Here is a 15,910-nt window from a genome sequence, read left to right as displayed (position 1 = left end):
TAAATTGAAGAAGAACGTTCTTATCATTGGTGCAGGAGGTGTCGCCAAGGTGGTGGCCCACAAGTGCGCGCAGCACAACGACGAACTCGGTCGTATCGCTATCGCGTCACGGAACATCTCCAAATGCCAGGCCATCATCGACAGCGTCAAGGCCAAGGGTAGCCTCAAGGTACCCGCCGACATCCAGGCCTTCTCGCTCAATGCCCTCGATGTCGAGGCGACCAAGGCACTGATCCGCGAGACCGAATCGCAGATCGTGATCAACGTCGGCTCCGCCTTCCTCAACATGTCGGTGCTGCGTGCCTGCATCGATACCGGTGTCGCCTACCTGGACACCGCGATTCACGAAGAACCGGGCAAGATCTGCGAGACGCCGCCCTGGTATGGCAACTACGAGTGGAAACACCTCGAAGAATGCCAAGAGAAGAACATCACCGCCATTCTTGGTGTCGGTTTCGACCCGGGTGTGGTGAACAGCTACGCAAAACTGGCGCAGCAACAGTATTTCGACAGCATTGATTCGATCGATATTCTCGACGTCAATGCTGGGTCCCATGGCAAGTACTTCGCCACCAACTTCGACCCGGAAATCAACTTCCGCGAGTTCACCGGGCAAGTCTGGAGCTGGCAGAACAGCCAGTGGACCAGCAACACCATGTTCGAAGTCAAGCGTACCGACGACCTGCCGGTGGTGGGTTCGCAGAACCTGTACCTGACCGGTCACGACGAGGTCCACTCGATCTCGAAGAACCTGAACGTGCCGAACGTGCGCTTCTGGATGAGCTTTGGCGAGCACTACATCAATGTGTTCACCGTGCTGAAGAACCTCGGCCTGCTCTCCGAGCAGCCGGTCAAGACTGCTGAAGGCCTGGAAGTGGTGCCGCTGAAAGTGGTCAAGGCCGTGCTGCCTGACCCCGCTTCGCTGGCCCCCGGCTACACCGGCAAGACCTGCATCGGTGACCTGGTCAAGGGCACCAAGAATGGCCAGCCGCGTGAAGTGTTCATCTACAACGTGGCCGACCACGAAGAAGCCTTTGCCGAGACCGACAGCCAGGGCATTTCCTACACCGCCGGTGTACCGCCAGTGGCTGCGGCCCTGCTGGTCGCCCGTGGCGAGTGGGATGCCAAGCGCATGGTCAACGTCGAGGAACTGCCGGCCGAGCCGTTCCTCAAGGCGCTGGACGTCATGGGCCTGCCGACCCGCGTGAAAGATGAAAAAGGCGATCGTCCTTGGGACGCTGAAGCCTAAGCAACACGAAGGGGCGCCAACACGGCGCCCCTTCTGTTTGTCTGCATTGGCCCTTTCGCGGGCGGTCCGACGTCTCGGCAAGCCCGCTCCCACAAGTCCCCCACAGACCTTGACTGTGTGGGAGCGGGCTTGCCCCGCGAAAGGGCCGGCACAGGCGCTCTGTTATTTCCTGGCTTCCAGGATCAGATTGAATGGCGTCTGCGTCGCCCGCCGAAACTGGCTGAACCCCGCCTCCTCGAACACCGCCCGCAAGCGCGCTTCTCCCGCCTGCGCGCCCAACCCCAGTCCCACTTCCTGAGACAGCGAATTCGGGGTGCAGATGAACGTCGAAGCCGCATAGAACAAGCGCCCCACCGGTGTCAGGTTGCCATCCAGCGAATCCTCGGCATAAGGCTCGACCAACATCACCGTACCGTCGGCCTTCAACGCCTTGTAGGCATGCCGCGCCGCGCCAACCGGGTCGCCCATGTCGTGCAGGCAGTCGAAGAAGCACACCAGGTCGTGGTCATGACCTGGATAGTCCTTGGCCGAGGCCTGCTGGAAGCTTACCCGTTCCGATACGCCAGCCTCGCGAGCGCGCGCTCGGGCCGTGGTGATCGACGGTGCGTGGTAGTCGTATCCTGTGAACGTGGAGGCTGGAAACGCCTGGGCCATCACCAGCGTCGAAGCGCCATGCCCACAGCCGACATCCGCCACCTTCGCCCCCGCCTGCAGCTTGTCGACCACGCCATCGAGCGCTGGCAACCAGTCCGCCACCAGGAAAGTGCGGTAACCAGGCCGGAAGAACCGCTCGGTGCCGCTGAACATGCACGGATGATGGTCGCCCCAGGCCAGCCCGCCGTCACCACGCATGGCCGCCACCAGCTTGTCCTTGTCGTGGAACAGCGCGGCCACCACTGCCGCGCCGCCGGCCATATAGGCCGGTGAGTCTTCCGACGCCAGCACCATCGCCTGTTCTTCGGGCAGCACGAAGCTGCCTTTTTCATGAAGCATATAGCCCGATGCAGCTTGGGCGTTGAGCCATTCGCGCACTAAACGTGGATGGCAGCCGGTCTTCGCTGCCAGCGCCTCAGGGGTCAGCGGCTGGCTGTCGGCCATGGCCCGATACAACCCCAGCTCGTCGCCGAGAATCACATTGGCCAGGGTCGCCGCAGCGCCCATGTCGCCGACCAGCTTGCCCATGAAATCGTGAAGCCTTGCCTCCTCCATGACCTGCCCTCCTCTGCAAGAAGGCCACCGTCAGCAAGGGATGTCCTGTCCGGTGAGGCGATGGTCGGATGGATGGTGTGGGCTCGCCGCTGGGGGAGCAGCGGCGGGCTGGTTGTAAGTTTAGATGTCCTGTTCGATCGGGGTGAGATCGCATGGCGAGGTTTTTTCATCGCCTTTTGGATCGAGCGCCGCCCGCGCGGCGCATCGCGGATGAATCCGCTCCTACAGTTTGTTTGCCTGATATGACATGGTTGCCCGCCTTGATGGCATGACGCGATTTTTCGACGGGCGCCAAAGGCTGACAACCATGGCCTGACAGGCTGTGGCACGTTGCAACAAATGTAGGAGCGGCGGTGCGGCGATCCGCTTCATCCGCGATGCGCCGCGCGGGCGGCGCTCGATCTCATGGCCGCCAAAAATGTGCCGACAAGCATCTAACGGCCCAAATCACTGCGCCCCACCCGCCCCAGGTGGATTCAACTGCAACACCTCATTGGTATACGCCCACTCCTTCTGCACCTCATCCGGATGATCGTTCAGGCGCATGCCATAGGAAGGGATGATCTGCTTGATCTTGGCCTGCCACTGCGGCGAAGCCAGCTTGTCCTTGAACACCTTGCCCATCAGGTCCAGCATGATCGGCGGCGCCGTCGAAGCGCCCGGCGAAGCACCGAGCAGGCCGGCGATGCTGCCGTCCTTGGACGTCACCACCTCAGTGCCCAGCTTGAGTACTCCGCCCTGGTTGTCGTCCTTCTTGATGATCTGCACCCGCTGGCCGGCCTGCCACAGGCGCCAGTCTTCTTTCCTCGCCTCTGGGAAGTAGGTGCGCAGAGCTTCGAAACGATCATCATCCGACTGCAGCACCTGGCCGATCAGGTACTGCACCAGGTCGAACTCGCGCACACCCACGCGCACCATCGGCCAGGTGTTGTGCACGCTGACGCTGGCGAACAGGTCGAGCAACGAGCCCTGCTTGAGGAACTTGGTCGAGAAGGTCGCGAACGGCCCGAACAGGATCATCCGCTTGCCGTCGAGCACGCGGGTATCCAGGTGCGGGACCGACATCGGCGGCGCGCCGGTTGCGGCGATGCCGTAGGCTTTGGCCATGTGGCGCTGGGCGAGGGTCGGGTTGTCGGTGACCAGGAACGAGCCACCGACCGGGAAGCCGGCGTAGTCCTTGGCCTCGTCGATACCCGACTTCTGCAGCAGTGGCAGCGCCGCGCCGCCGGCGCCGATGAACAGGAACTTGGCATCGGTGCTGGCGGTGTTGCCGTCCTTGAGGTTCTTGTACTCGACGTGCCAGGAGCCATCATCGTTGCGGGTGATGTGTTCGACCTCGCTGGATAGCTTCAAATCGAAGTTCGGCCGGGTTTTCAGGTAACCCACGTATTGGCGAGTGATCTCACCGAAGTTGACGTCGGTGCCGATCGGCGTCCAGGTCACGGCCAGCTTCTGGTTGGGGTCACGGCCTTCCATCATCAGCGGCACCCACTTGCGGATCTGCTCATGGTCTTCGGAGTACTGCATGGGCTTGAACAGTGGGCTGGCTTGCAGCGCCTCATAGCGCTTCTTCAGGAACTTGATGTTGTCGTCGCCCCAGACAAAACTCATGTGCGGGGTGGTATTGATGAAGGAATGCGGGTTCTTCAACACGCCCTGCTTCACTTGCCAGGCGAGGAACTGGCGGGTGATCTGGAACGATTCGTTGATCTCCACCGCCTTGCTGATATCGATCTTGCCGTTCTTTTCCGGGGTGTAGTTGAGCTCCGCCAAGGCCGAGTGACCGGTACCGGCATTGTTCCAGCCGTTGGAGCTTTCCTCGGCGACCTTGTCCAGGCGCTCGACCATCTGCATCGACCAGCCGGGTTCCAGCTCGTTGAGCCAGACCGCCAAGGTCGAACTCATGATGCCCCCGCCCACCAGCAGCACATCGACCTTCTTGCTCTCGGCGGCCTGGGCATTGAGCATGCCGAAGGCCAGCGTAAGCCCGGCCAGGGCAAGCTTCGACTTGTGCGTGATGTTCATGACGTCTCCCGCTATCCGTAAAGTCCAGCACAAGCTTAGCTGACGGATTTGGTCGGATATCGAGCGCCGTCGATCACCGCCTCTTGCAATAAAGCCATTCTCAAAATACTGTATGAATATTCAGTACCATGAGACAGGCCCATGCAGCTCATCGCCAAGCTCGGCATCCTCGCCGACGCCGCCAAATACGACGCTTCCTGCGCCAGCAGCGGCGCGCCCAAGCGCACCTCGCGCGGTAGCGAAGGCCTGGGCGCGACCGATGGCATGGGCATCTGCCACAGCTACACCCCGGACGGTCGCTGCGTATCGCTGCTCAAGGTGTTGCTGACCAACTTCTGCCTGTACGACTGCCAGTACTGCGTCAACCGCCGCTCCAGCAACGTGCCACGGGCGCGCTTCACCCCTGAAGAGGTGGTGCGCCTGACCCTGGATTTCTACCGGCGCAACTGCATCAGTGGCTTGTTCCTCAGCTCCGGCATCATTCGCTCGGCCGACTACACCATGGAGCAACTGATCCGCGTCGCCCGCCTGCTGCGTGAGGAGCACAACTTCCGTGGCTATATTCACCTGAAGACCATCCCCGACGCCGACCCGCTGCTGATCGAGGAAGCCGGGCGCCTGGCCGATCGTCTGAGCGTCAATATCGAACTGCCCACCGATGCCAGCCTCAAGCGCCTGGCTCCGGAAAAGCACGCGCACACCATTCGCCAGGCCATGGGCATCATTCACCAAGGCCAGCAAGCCGTGGCGAACGAGCCGAAAGCACCGCGCTTCACCCCGGCTGGGCAGAGCACCCAGGTGATTGTCGGCGCCGATGCCACCGACGACAGCACCCTCCTGCGTAATGCCGAGTCGCTGTATCAGGGCTACGGCCTCAAGCGCGTGTATTACTCGGCGTTCAGCCCGATCCCCGACAGCCCCAACAGCGTGCCGCTGGCAGCGCCACCGCTGTTGCGCGAGCACCGGCTGTACCAGGCGGACTTCCTGCTGCGCGGTTATGGCTACAAGGCCGGAGAGCTGCTTGGCCAGGAAGGCAACCTGGCCTTGGACATCGACCCGAAGCTTGCCTGGGCGCTGGCCAACCGCGAGGTGTTCCCACTGGATGTGAACCGCGCAGAACCTGCGCTGTTGGCCCGCATCCCCGGTATCGGCCTGCGCAGCGTGCAACGGCTGGTGGCGTTACGTCGCGAACGGCGGGTGCGCTACGACGATCTGATCCAGCTGCGCTGCGTGCTCGACAAGGCGCGGCCCTTTATCATCACCAGTGACTACCGCCCGGCCCAGGGCGAGCTGCGCAGCGAACTGTTGCGAGCGCGCCTGCGTGAGCCGCAGGCACCCGTGCAGATGGGGCTGTGGGGGTGATCGCGCTCGATTGCGATGACCTGTTTGCCACTTGGCGCGACCAGGCGCGCACGTTGCTCGGCCATGGCGTCGACCCGAGTGAGGTGAGCTGGGCGCAGGGGCCGATCGATGACCTGCTGGCGGTGCCGCAACCGCTGCCCGACGGCCCCGGGCCTTTTCGTGCCAAGGTACCGGCAGCGCTATTGAGCCTGCTGGAGCAAGCCGCGCGCTACCGGGGCGAGCAACGTTGGAATCTGCTGTACGAAGTACTCTGGCGAGTGGCCCATGGCGACCGTACGGCGATGCTCGCGGGGGACCGGTTGGGCAGCGAACTGCACCGACGCATCAAGCAGGTCAGCCGCGAAGCGCATCATCTGCATGCGTTCGTGCGTTTCGTGCCATTACCACAGGCGCTTGCCGATCAGCTGCAACTGGATCTGGTGGCTTATCACGAACCGGCTCATGACATTTTGCACAGTGCCAGCGCGCATTTCGCCGATCGTTTGGGGCGCCAACGCTGGTTGATCGCAACGCCACAGGATGGCATTCGCTTTGACGGCGAGCAATTCGATTATCGACGCAGTTGCCCAGATGATTGGCGGCAGTGGGCACGCCACGCCGATGATCCCGGCGCTGAGTTGTGGCTTACCTATTACCGGCACATTTTCAACCCCGCGCGTCTCAACCCGGATGCTTTGCGTCTGCACATGCCTGGGCGGTTCTGGCGGCATTTGCCCGAAGGGATGCTGATTCCTCAGCTTGAGGGATTAGCGCGTCAGGGCAAGCAGCGGGATGGGCAGGCGATTGAAGTGGCCAGCCAGCGCGGCAAGCAGATTAACCAGCCCAACGATTGAGGGTGCCTTTCCGGGCCTCTTCGCGGGGCAAGCCCGCTCCCACAGGTAACTTACCGAATCCAAAAGCAGTGGAGTGCCTGTGGGAGCGGGCTTGCCCCGCGAAGAGGCCGGCAAAGGCACAACCTGCTCTAGCCCCCACCGCAAATGTGAAAAAAATGTAAAAAATCTGGCATACCAGACTTTCACGCTGCGACAAATCCTGACACACTTATTGTTAATCGTTCTCATACGCACTATCAATAACGCTTAACACGCTATAGGAATTTGTCCCCCATGCAGTCGTCCTTCGCGCCCACGCGCCCTTTTCCAGCCCGTAATCTCCTCGCCATGGCCGTGTGCATGGCCATCGCCTCTTCGGCCTTGGCTGAAGATGACCAGCCGGCAACGCTGGAACTGGGCGCCACCGAGATCAGCTCCAACCAACTGGGCAGCACCACCGAAGGTTCGAATTCCTACACAACCGGCAGCATGTCCACCGCCACCAAGCTGCCGTTGAGCCTGCGTGAAACGCCGCAAGCAGTCACCGTGATCACTCGCCAGCGCATGGACGACCAGGCGATGACCAGCATCAACGACGTGGTCAAGGCCACGCCGGGGCTGTACCTGGATTATTCCAGCGGCCCGGGTCGGCAGACCTACTCGGCGCGCGGCTTCGATATCGACAACCTGATGTACGACGGCATCCCCAGCGGCTATCAAGGCTGGACCGTTGGCGCACAACCCAACCTGGCCATGTTCGACCGGGTGGAAGTCGTACGCGGTGCAACCGGCCTGGTCACCGGCTCGGGCAACCCGTCGGCGGCGATCAACCTGGTACGCAAACGCCCACTGGCCAAACAGAAGGTCACCCTGACCGGCGCCGCCGGCAGCTGGGACAACTACCGCGGCGAAATCGATGCCTCCAGCCCGCTCAACGACAGCGGCACGCTGCGCGGCCGCGTGGTGGCGTCGTACCGTGATGCCAACAGCTTCATCGATGATGTGGAAGAAGACCACGGCCTGTTCTATGGCATCACCGAAGCCGACCTGTCCGAAGACACCACGCTGACCCTCGGTTTCTCACACCAGAAGGACAAGACCAATTACTTCTGGGGCGCCATGCCCACGGCGCTGGACGGCCACCACATGGGCTTCTCGCGCTCCTACAACCCCGGTACCGACTGGGAGAACAAGGACCAGGAGATCAATACCGTCTTCGCCGAAGTCCGCCACCGCCTGGCCAATGACTGGAAGCTGCAGGTCAACACCAACTATTCCCAGCAGGACGCCACCTTCACCGGTTCCTACCAGTCGCGCTGGGCTGGGTTGGATCAACCGTTGTCGCGCACGGTCTACCAGTCCAAGCACCAGGAAAACCAGGCCGGCGTCGACGGCTTCGTCAGCGGCCCGTTCGAAGCCTTCGGCCGCAGCCATGAACTGGTGGTCGGTGCCAGCAAGCGTATCTACGACATGGACACGCGCAACTACAGCCCCTACGAGTTGAACTACCCGCTCAATGGCGGCAAGCCCGACTTCGTGCACACTGGCAATACCCGCGAAGTCACCACCCAGGAAGGCGTGTACATGACCACCCGCCTGAGCCTGGCCGACCCGCTGAAGCTGATTCTCGGTGGCCGCCTGGACTGGTACGACTACGACAACAAGGAAAGCAGCACCGCCGACTACAAGGTCACCCGCAACGTTACCCGCTTTGCCGGCCTGATCTACGATCTGGACGATTATCACTCGGTGTATGTCAGCTACAGCGACATCTTCAACCCGCAAAGCTCCAAGGACGCCTCGGGCAGCCCGGTCAAGCCGATCGAGGGCAAGAACTACGAGATCGGCGTGAAGGGCGAATACTTCGACGGCGCGTTGAACGCCAGCATTGCGCTGTTCCGCATCGACCAGGAAAACCGTGCCGTCGCGCAGACCGACCTGACCGGCTGTAACGACCCGACCAACTGCTACGTCGCCTCCGGCGAAGTGCGCAGCCAAGGTATCGACATGGAGCTGCAAGGTGCGCTGACCCGCAACTGGCAGGTCGGTGCCGGCTACACCTACGCCCGCGCCCACACCATCAAGGATGCCGCCAACCCGGCCAACGTGAACCAGCGCTTCGACACCGATACGCCGGAGCACATGTTCAAGCTGACCACTACCTACCGCTTCGAAGGCCCGCTGGAGAAACTGCGCGTCGGTGGCAACATCGCCTGGCAGAGCCGGATCTACAACGATTTCACGGTGGCCGATGGCAGCGAATACCGCCTGATCCAAGGCTCCTACGCCGTCACCGACCTGATGGCTGGCTACCAGGTCAACAAGAACCTCGACCTGCAACTCAATGCAAACAACGTGTTCGACCGCAAGTTCTACTCCGCCGTTGCCGGTTCCGTTGACTATGCCGGCGACACCTGGGGCACCCCTCGCAACATGATGCTGACGGCCAAATACAGCTTCTGATCGTTCACCTGGCGCAGGGACGCGCTATCTCTTCCGGGCATTCTCGATGCCTGCCAACCTGGTAGATTTGCCAGTATCAAACCCGCCGCTATTCCCGCAACATCCCTCCACGGCGCACTGCAATGGCACGGTAAATTGGCGATCCGCAACATTGCCATCTAGCCTGTATCCGCAGATAGCAGCACCCACAAAAATAGAAAGTGCAGTACCAACCGTGATTCAGCTGGCGAGTGGCGTTTTCCAGGAACCGGCTTGATCTGTCCCGGGTACGCTCTCGGCTGATGCACATCCGTCGCTCTTGCACCCCATAGGGAAGTGCTTGCATGGCCACGAATGTTCCAGCCCGAGACCAGTACCGCGCCCTAGGCCTTTCCACCCTGGCCTTCACCTTGTGCTTCGCCGTGTGGACGCTGTTTTCCATCCTCGGCCTGCAGATCAAGGACGAGTTCGCCCTCTCCGAAACCCAACTGGGCCTGCTGATGGCCACGCCGGTGCTCACCGGTTCCATCTCACGAATATTCCTCGGCCTGTGGACTGACCGTTATGGCGGCCGCTGGGTCTTCGGCCTGCTGATGCTGGCGTCGGCGCTGTGCGTCTACCTGCTGACATTCGCCGACAGTTTCGCCCTGTTGCTGGTGGCCGCGCTCGGCGTCGGCCTGGCCGGCGGCGGGTTCATCGTCGGCACCGCCTACACCGCCACCTGGTTCGAGCCCGGCCGCCAGGGCACGGCGCTCGGCATCTTCGGTGCCGGTAACGTCGGCGCCGGCTTGACCAACCTCGCCGCGCCGCTGCTGATGCTGGCCTTGGGTTGGCGTGGAGCGGCGCTGGTGTATGCCAGCGTGCTGGCGATCATGGGCGTGCTGTTCATCCTGCTGGCCAAAAACGACCCGCAAAGCGACTCACGCCAGGCCCACCCGGTACCGCTGAGCGAGCAACTGGCACCGCTGGCCGAACTGCGCGTGTGGCGTTTTTCGCTGTACTACTTCTTCGTCTTCGGCGCCTTCGTCGCCCTGGCCTTGTGGTTGCCGCACTACCTGATGCAGGTCTACGGCCTGGGCCTGGCCGCCGCCGGTGTGGTGGCGGCGCTGTACACCGTGCCGGCGTCGCTGTTCCGCATCCTCGGCGGCTGGCTGTCGGACCGCCATGGCGCACGCATGGTGATGTACTGGACCCTCGGCATGTCGGTGCTGTGCACCTTCCTGCTCAGCTACCCGCCGACCCGCTACAGCATCACCGGCGTGCGCGGCGAGATCGACTTCGCCATGCATTTGGGCCTGGTCGGTTTCACCCTGATCATCATGGTGCTGGGCTTCTTCATGTCGCTGGGCAAGGCGGCGGTGTTCAAGCACATTCCCAGTTACTACCCGCAACACGTCGGCGTGGTCGGCGGGTTGGTCGGCATGATGGGCGGCCTCGGCGGCTTCCTGCTGCCGCTGACCTTCGGCATGCTCAACGACGTGGTCGGCATCTGGCAAAGCTGCTTCATGCTGCTGTTCCTGATCGCTGCCGGTGCGCTGGCCTGGATGCATTACGCCATTCGCATGGCCGAGCGCGTGGAATGGGCCGCGCGCAGCGAATCCCGCGATTTGCCGGAGCTGTCCACGCCCAGCAGTTTTGTCCTGCGTGAGTGGCACCCGGAAGACCCCGCCTTCTGGGAGGCGACCGGCAAACGCATCGCCACCCGCAACCTGTGGATCTCGATCCCCAACCTGCTGCTGGGCTTTGCTGACCCTGGCCAACTGGGCGCAGGCCATCGTGCTGTTCAACGGCGACGCGGCCACCTACCTGAACGACACGCCGCTGATCTTCAGGCTGCATATCTTCCTGGGCCTGACCATCATCCTGCTGTTCCCCTTCACCCGCCTGGTGCATGTGTGGAGCATCCCGCTGGGATACCTGGGGCGCAATTACCAGATCGTTCGCCGGCGTTGAGGAGAGACGAGCATGGAGATGATTGCAGTCGAGACGCTGCCGGACAGCCCGGCCATGGTGATCCGGGTGGGCGACACGTTGCTCAGCGAAGCGGATATCGCCAAGGAGACTCCGTTTCATCCGGCGGCGTCATTGCTCGACGCGCAGCGCAGTGCCGCCCGTGCGCTGGTGGTGCGCGAGCTGCTGAACCAGCGGGCCGCGGTGTTGGGGTTGCAGCCGGGTGATGAAACCGTGGCGCAGTTGCTGGACAGTGAGCTGAACGTGCCGGAGGCGACCGAGGCCGACAGCCAGCGGTATTTCGACAGCCACCGTGAGCGCTTTTGCCAACCGGCGCGGATCAAGGTGCGGCATATCTTGCTGCCCGCCGCGCCCGAGGATGCTCGGGCGCGGGATGCGCATTACCGGTTGGGGGAGCAGTTACGGGCGGAACTGGTTGAGCATCCCGAGCGGTTTACCGAACTGGCGCAGCGCCATTCGGCCTGCCCTTCCAAGGACCAGGGCGGCGAGCTGGGCTGGGTAAGTTCAGGGCAGACCGTGGCGGAGCTGGATCAGGTGCTGCAGCGCTTGCCGGTGGGTTTGCATGATCGACCGCTGGCGTCGCGTTATGGCTGGCATGTAGTGAGTGTGGATGAGCGGGTGGAGCGGATGCCGCTGCCTTATGAGCAGGTGGCGGAGCGGGTGCGCCAGTGTTTGCGCGAAGAGGCGACGCGACGGGCGTTGCGCGAGTATCTGTTGGCGCTGGAGGCGGAATTTGGGGTTGAGGGATTCAGGCTTGAGGATCCCGCTTCTTCATAGCCTGTAACGGCCTCTTCGCGGGCAAGCCCGCTCCCACAGGAGCACCACAGCCTGGAGATTTTTGGTGATCCTGTGGGAGCGGGCTTGCCCGCGAAGAGGCCGGTAAGGCCCCGTCAACCCAACAACTTGCCCAAATACCCCAGCTTCTTCTTGTACGACCGCCGCGCCTCCAGCGCCTGCTCCATGCTCACCGGCAAGAACCGCGCCTGCTGATTCGGCTGCATCTGCCCGATCAGATCCAGGTCCGCACTGATCACCGTGCCGATCATCGCATACCCCCCACCCGACACCGCATCGCGGTGCAGGATGATCGGCTCCAGCCCCGCCGGTACCTGGATCGAGCCGATCGGGTAGCAGCTGTCGACGATATTGGAAGGATCAGAGCCGGCGCCAAACGGCTGCTCACGCGGCTGGAAACTAAGCGCGCTGCCGCCCCGGTAGCGGTAACCGATGCGGTCTGCCTCGGAACCGACGGTCCAGGCATCGGTGAAGAAGCTTTTCGCCGCTGCCTCGGTCAGGCGATGGAAGTACAAACCCGGCACCACCCGCAACACCACCTCGCCGCCCAGCGCCTGGCGCAGGGCCATGGGCAAACTGGCGCCGGCGTGGCTCTTGCCGCTGGGGACGCCGACCGGCAACACATCACCGGCCACCAGCTTGCGGCCATTGAATCCGCCCAGCGCCCCCAATGCATACGTGGACCGACTGCCCAGCACTTCAGGCACATCAATGCCTCCCGCTACGGCAATGTAGGCACGCGCCCCCGCCGTAGGGAAGCCGAACCGCAGCACCTGCCCGGCCCTGACCGCAAACGCAGTATCGGGCCGCTGCTCACGCTCATCGAGCAGCGCCGGCATCTGCGCGCCGCACACCGCCACCAGGGCATCCTGCAGAAACTCCAGCTCCGGCCCCACCAGCGCGCACTCGAGGCCGGCAGCGCTCGCCGGGTTGCCGACCAGCTGATTGGCCGCACGCAACGCATACTGATCGAGCGCGCCGGAGGGCGGGATGCCCAGGTGGTAATAGCCTTCGCGACCGAGGTCCTGCACCGAAGTCGCCAGGCCAGGTTTGCGTACCTTGATCATGCCAGCGCCTCCTGCAACGTCTTGGGATAGCCGACCGGGTCGGCGAGAAATGCATCCAGGGAAAATTCCACCTGGCGAATGCGCAGGTCGAAATGGCCGTCATCGACATCCGCCACCGCCTGATCGTAGGCCTGGCGGTCAATGGGTTTGAACTGCACGATGTCGCCGGGGCGGAAGAACACCATGTGTTCCTTCAGGTAGTTCAGGGTCTGCTGGGGGTCGTAGATCGGTGCCGGGGTGATGCCGAACATCTGGTAGCCCCCTGCCCCGCGCACCGAGTAGATACACCCGAAACAGCCGCCGTGGCCGAGGGTCAGTTTTGGCGTGTCGGTGCGTGGCCGCAGGTACTTGGGCACCTGCAACTGGCGCTCGCGCTCGACCATCTGGAACATGAACGGCAACCCGGCGACGAAGCCGACCATCGACACGAACCACGGCGCGCCGCTGTGCGCAGCGATGAACGCCTCGACATCGGCCAGGCCGTTGATCCGCGCCGCGTATTCCAGGTCGGTGCTGTGTGGGTCCTGGTGGCGGTCGCGAAAACGCATCAGGGTTTCGTGGGTCCAGGGGTCGTTGTACAGCACCGGGATTTCGATGATGCGGGTGTGCAGCGAGCGCTCGGCCACCGCCTCGGCTTCGGCGGCGCGCACGGCTTCGAGCAGCGCGTCAGGCGCGATGCGGTCGGGGTCGAAGCGAATCTGGAACGAGGCGTTGGCCAGGCAGATGTCGAGCACGCCCTCCAGCCCAAGGCGCTCCACCGCGCGGGTCACGGCCATGCCCTTGAAGAAGGCTTCCAGCGACATGCTGTCGCTGACCTCGGCAAACAGGTGCTCGTCGGCACCGAAGCTGTAGCGGATCGGGGTACTGGCAAGCGGCTCGGCCATGTCTGCTCCTTTTCTTGGAATCTTTATCGTAAGGCAGGCAAAAACAATGCTGTACAGCGGCACCGGTGTCTGTGCACCGGGTGCACTGGGAACTCAACGCGGCGTGCGCACCTCGATGCCGGCGGCGTCCAGTGCCGCACGCGTGGCCTCGACCAGGCACAGTGCGCCAGGGGTGTCGCTGTGCAGGCAGATGGAGTCGAATTCGATGGTCAGGTCCTGCCCTTCGACGGTGCGCACCACACCCTCCTGGCAGGCGCGCAGCACGCGCTTGGCGACCGCTTGCGGCTCATAGCCGCGCACATTGCGGGTAAAGACGATGGAGCCGCTCAGGTCGTACTCGCGGTCGGCATAGAACTCGCGCACCACCGGCTGGCCGAGTTCCTGTGCGACTCGGCAGATCACCGAGCCAGGCATGCAATACAACAGCAACTCGGGCTCGATCACTCGCAGGTTCTGCACCAGCAGCCGCGCGGCCTCTTCGTCGCGGGCCAGGTGCATGTACAACGCACCATGCGGTTTGATGTGCTGCAGGCGAACACTCTGCGCACGGGCAATCTCACGCAACGCACCCAGCTGGTAAAGCATGTCGTCGACCAGTTCCTGGGCCGGCGCGTTGATGTGCCGGCGGCCGAAACCGACCAGGTCACGAAAGCCCGGATGCGCGCCCACCGCCACGCCCAGCGCCTTGGCCCGCTCCACCGTGCGACGCATGGTGCCGGGATCGCCAGCGTGGAACCCGGTGGCGATGTTGGCCGAGCTGATGAAGGCCATCAATTCGTTGTCGACACCGTCGCCGATGGTCCACGGGCCGAAGCCCTCGCCCATGTCAGAGTTGAAGTCTACTGCCTGCATGCCTGCGCTCCTGGTGCTTGTGACTGCGTGCAGGCCACGTTAGATTCTCCGCCACCCCTTGGGAAGATTTATAAACAGATAGGGTGTCTTCTGAAAATCAGATACCCCAGGAGTGCTTTGTGTCGTTGACCCTGCGCCAGGTCCGCTATTTTGTCGCCACCGCCGAGATCGGCCAGATCTCCCAGGCGGCGATCCACCTGAATATTTCCCAGTCGGCGGTGACCACTGCGATCAAGGAGCTGGAGGCGATGCTCGGGGCGCTGTTGTTCCAGCGCTCGCCCCAGGGCATGAGCTTGACCGACGCGGGCCGGCACTTTCTCAACCGCGCCTATGTGATCCTGCGCAGTGTCGACGATGCGCTGAACAGCCCGTTACCGGACGTGCGCGCCAGCGGCCTGCTGCGCCTTGCCGCGAGCTACACCGTGATCGGTTACTTTCTGCCGCACCACCTGCAGCGCCTTGAACACTGGCACCCGGATGTGACGCTGGAGGTGCACGAGCAGGAGCGCAGCGCCATCGAGCAGGGTCTGCTGGAGGGCCGTTTCGACATGGCCGTGGTACTTACCGCCAACCTCACCCACCCGGATATCGTCTCGGAAACCCTGTTCAATTCCGAGCGCCGGTTGTGGCTGCCCAGCCACCATCCGCTGTGCGAGCGCTCTGCCGTGAGCCTGGCCGACGTCGCCCGCGAGCCGTTCATTTTGCTGACCGTGGACGAAGCCGAACAAAGCGCCATGCGTTACTGGGAACAGGCCGGCCAGCGGCCCAGCGTGCGCGTGCGCACCAGCTCGGTGGAAGCGGTGCGCAGCATGGTTGCCAACGGCAGCGGCGTGGCGATCCTGTCAGACCTGGTGCATCGGCCCTGGTCGCTGGAAGGCAAACGCATCGAAACCGTTACCATCAGCGACCCGGTGACGCCCATGAGCGTTGGCCTGGCCTGGCACCGCGAACGGGCCTTCAGCCCGGCGATGCAGGCGCTGCGCAACTACTTTCACGATGCCTTCCTGGCGCCGCAGCAGCTTTCAGCGCGGCGTTGATACCTGGCCTGGCGATGAACTAAAGCCTTGTATACAACCTGTGGGAGCGGCTTTAGCCGCGAACACCGGCGGAGCCGGTGCCATCCACCGCGTCGTCTGCTTCGCGGCTAAAGCCGCTTGTGTCTTGAAGGGGGATTAGAATCTGGAGTGAGAGCGGTGAATGACAAGCTGAGTGCCGCAGGTGCCACGAGCACGAGTGGGAGCA

General features: G+C 63.0%; 12 protein-coding genes and 1 pseudogene. 8 read left to right on the top strand and 5 right to left on the bottom strand.

All coding sequences use genetic code 11. From position 1 onward, the window contains the following. Window positions 1-4: 4 nt before the first annotated feature. A complete protein-coding gene (locus ACIPZF_RS22360; RefSeq protein ID WP_400803328.1) occupies window positions 5-1,249 on the top strand; it encodes a saccharopine dehydrogenase family protein in 1,245 nt (414 codons plus the stop codon). 162 nt (window positions 1,250-1,411) lie between these two features. On the opposite strand, the gene ACIPZF_RS22355 is transcribed toward ACIPZF_RS22360, so the two are convergent. Both ACIPZF_RS22355 and mqo read right to left on the bottom strand, forming a co-directional pair. Then, entirely contained in the window at window positions 1,412-2,458 is a 1,047-nt protein-coding gene (locus tag ACIPZF_RS22355) for a class I SAM-dependent methyltransferase (RefSeq protein WP_400803326.1), read from the bottom strand. Between the two features lie 447 nt (window positions 2,459-2,905). Further along, the gene (mqo, locus tag ACIPZF_RS22350) at window positions 2,906-4,483 is read right to left on the bottom strand and encodes a malate dehydrogenase (quinone) (protein ID WP_400803323.1); all 1,578 of its coding nucleotides are present in this window, start codon (window positions 4,481-4,483) and stop codon (window positions 2,906-2,908) included. A gap of 141 nt (window positions 4,484-4,624) precedes the next feature. Between mqo and ACIPZF_RS22345 the strand changes: the two genes are divergently transcribed. The 6 genes and pseudogenes from ACIPZF_RS22345 to ACIPZF_RS22320 all read left to right on the top strand — a co-directional run bounded on the left by ACIPZF_RS22345 (window position 4,625) and on the right by ACIPZF_RS22320 (window position 11,847). Further along, window positions 4,625-5,845 carry a putative DNA modification/repair radical SAM protein gene (locus ACIPZF_RS22345; RefSeq protein ID WP_400803321.1) on the top strand — a complete coding sequence of 407 codons (1,221 nt, stop codon included), beginning with the start codon at window positions 4,625-4,627 and terminating at the stop codon, window positions 5,843-5,845. Beyond that, window positions 5,836-6,678 (top strand): TIGR03915 family putative DNA repair protein, encoded by an 843-nt coding sequence (locus ACIPZF_RS22340; protein WP_400803319.1) that lies wholly within the window; start codon window positions 5,836-5,838, stop codon window positions 6,676-6,678. The genes ACIPZF_RS22345 and ACIPZF_RS22340 overlap by 10 nt, the downstream gene beginning before the upstream one ends. Window positions 6,679-6,951: 273 nt before the next feature. Then, window positions 6,952-9,120 (top strand): TonB-dependent siderophore receptor, encoded by a 2,169-nt coding sequence (locus ACIPZF_RS22335; RefSeq protein ID WP_400803318.1) that lies wholly within the window; start codon window positions 6,952-6,954, stop codon window positions 9,118-9,120. 323 nt (window positions 9,121-9,443) lie between these two features. After that, a pseudogene (locus ACIPZF_RS22330) lies at window positions 9,444-10,727 on the top strand (nitrate/nitrite transporter); the annotation flags it as partial. Continuing rightward, window positions 10,630-11,052: a respiratory nitrate reductase subunit gamma gene (locus ACIPZF_RS22325; protein ID WP_400803511.1), complete on the top strand. Its 423-nt coding sequence runs from the start codon at window positions 10,630-10,632 to the stop codon at window positions 11,050-11,052. The pseudogene ACIPZF_RS22330 and the gene ACIPZF_RS22325, both read left to right, overlap by 98 nt. A 132-nt stretch (window positions 11,053-11,184) precedes the next feature. After that, the gene (locus ACIPZF_RS22320) at window positions 11,185-11,847 is read left to right on the top strand and encodes a peptidylprolyl isomerase (RefSeq protein ID WP_400803315.1); all 663 of its coding nucleotides are present in this window, start codon (window positions 11,185-11,187) and stop codon (window positions 11,845-11,847) included. 113 nt (window positions 11,848-11,960) lie between these two features. Here ACIPZF_RS22320 and ACIPZF_RS22315 read toward each other — a convergent pair whose 3' ends face one another. From ACIPZF_RS22315 to ACIPZF_RS22305, 3 genes are all read right to left on the bottom strand, one after another. Next, the gene (locus ACIPZF_RS22315; protein ID WP_400803312.1) at window positions 11,961-12,932 is read right to left on the bottom strand and encodes a biotin-dependent carboxyltransferase family protein; all 972 of its coding nucleotides are present in this window, start codon (window positions 12,930-12,932) and stop codon (window positions 11,961-11,963) included. Then, complete coding sequence (locus tag ACIPZF_RS22310) at window positions 12,929-13,816, bottom strand: allophanate hydrolase subunit 1 (protein ID WP_400803311.1); 888 nt, start codon at window positions 13,814-13,816, stop codon at window positions 12,929-12,931. The genes ACIPZF_RS22315 and ACIPZF_RS22310 overlap by 4 nt, the downstream gene beginning before the upstream one ends. A gap of 93 nt (window positions 13,817-13,909) precedes the next feature. Further along, window positions 13,910-14,668 (bottom strand): 5-oxoprolinase subunit PxpA, encoded by a 759-nt coding sequence (locus ACIPZF_RS22305; RefSeq protein ID WP_400803309.1) that lies wholly within the window; start codon window positions 14,666-14,668, stop codon window positions 13,910-13,912. Between the two features lie 119 nt (window positions 14,669-14,787). Here ACIPZF_RS22305 and ACIPZF_RS22300 point away from each other — a divergent pair, with 119 nt between their 5' ends. Next, window positions 14,788-15,705, top strand: coding sequence for a LysR family transcriptional regulator (locus tag ACIPZF_RS22300; protein WP_400803306.1), 918 nt, complete (start codon window positions 14,788-14,790; stop codon window positions 15,703-15,705). Window positions 15,706-15,910: the final 205 nt, after the last annotated feature.

Origin of the sequence: Pseudomonas sp. NPDC089752 (assembly GCF_044748725.1) — a bacterium.
GTDB lineage: Bacteria > Pseudomonadota > Gammaproteobacteria > Pseudomonadales > Pseudomonadaceae > Aquipseudomonas.
Note: the sequence above shows the minus strand (reverse complement) of the source record. Positions and strands in the feature narration are given on the sequence as shown.

Excerpts from the sequence above, each read along its gene's own strand:
- ACIPZF_RS22355 (WP_400803326.1), bottom strand. The coding sequence starts at position 2,458 with ATGGAGGAGGCAAGGCTTCACGATTTCATGGGCAAGCTGGTCGGCGAC.
- mqo (WP_400803323.1), bottom strand. The coding sequence starts at position 4,483 with ATGAACATCACGCACAAGTCGAAGCTTGCCCTGGCCGGGCTTACGCTG.
- ACIPZF_RS22345 (WP_400803321.1), top strand. The coding sequence starts at position 4,625 with ATGCAGCTCATCGCCAAGCTCGGCATCCTCGCCGACGCCGCCAAATAC.
- ACIPZF_RS22335 (WP_400803318.1), top strand. The coding sequence starts at position 6,952 with ATGCAGTCGTCCTTCGCGCCCACGCGCCCTTTTCCAGCCCGTAATCTC.
- ACIPZF_RS22315 (WP_400803312.1), bottom strand. The coding sequence starts at position 12,932 with ATGATCAAGGTACGCAAACCTGGCCTGGCGACTTCGGTGCAGGACCTC.
- ACIPZF_RS22310 (WP_400803311.1), bottom strand. The coding sequence starts at position 13,816 with ATGGCCGAGCCGCTTGCCAGTACCCCGATCCGCTACAGCTTCGGTGCC.
- ACIPZF_RS22305 (WP_400803309.1), bottom strand. The coding sequence starts at position 14,668 with ATGCAGGCAGTAGACTTCAACTCTGACATGGGCGAGGGCTTCGGCCCG.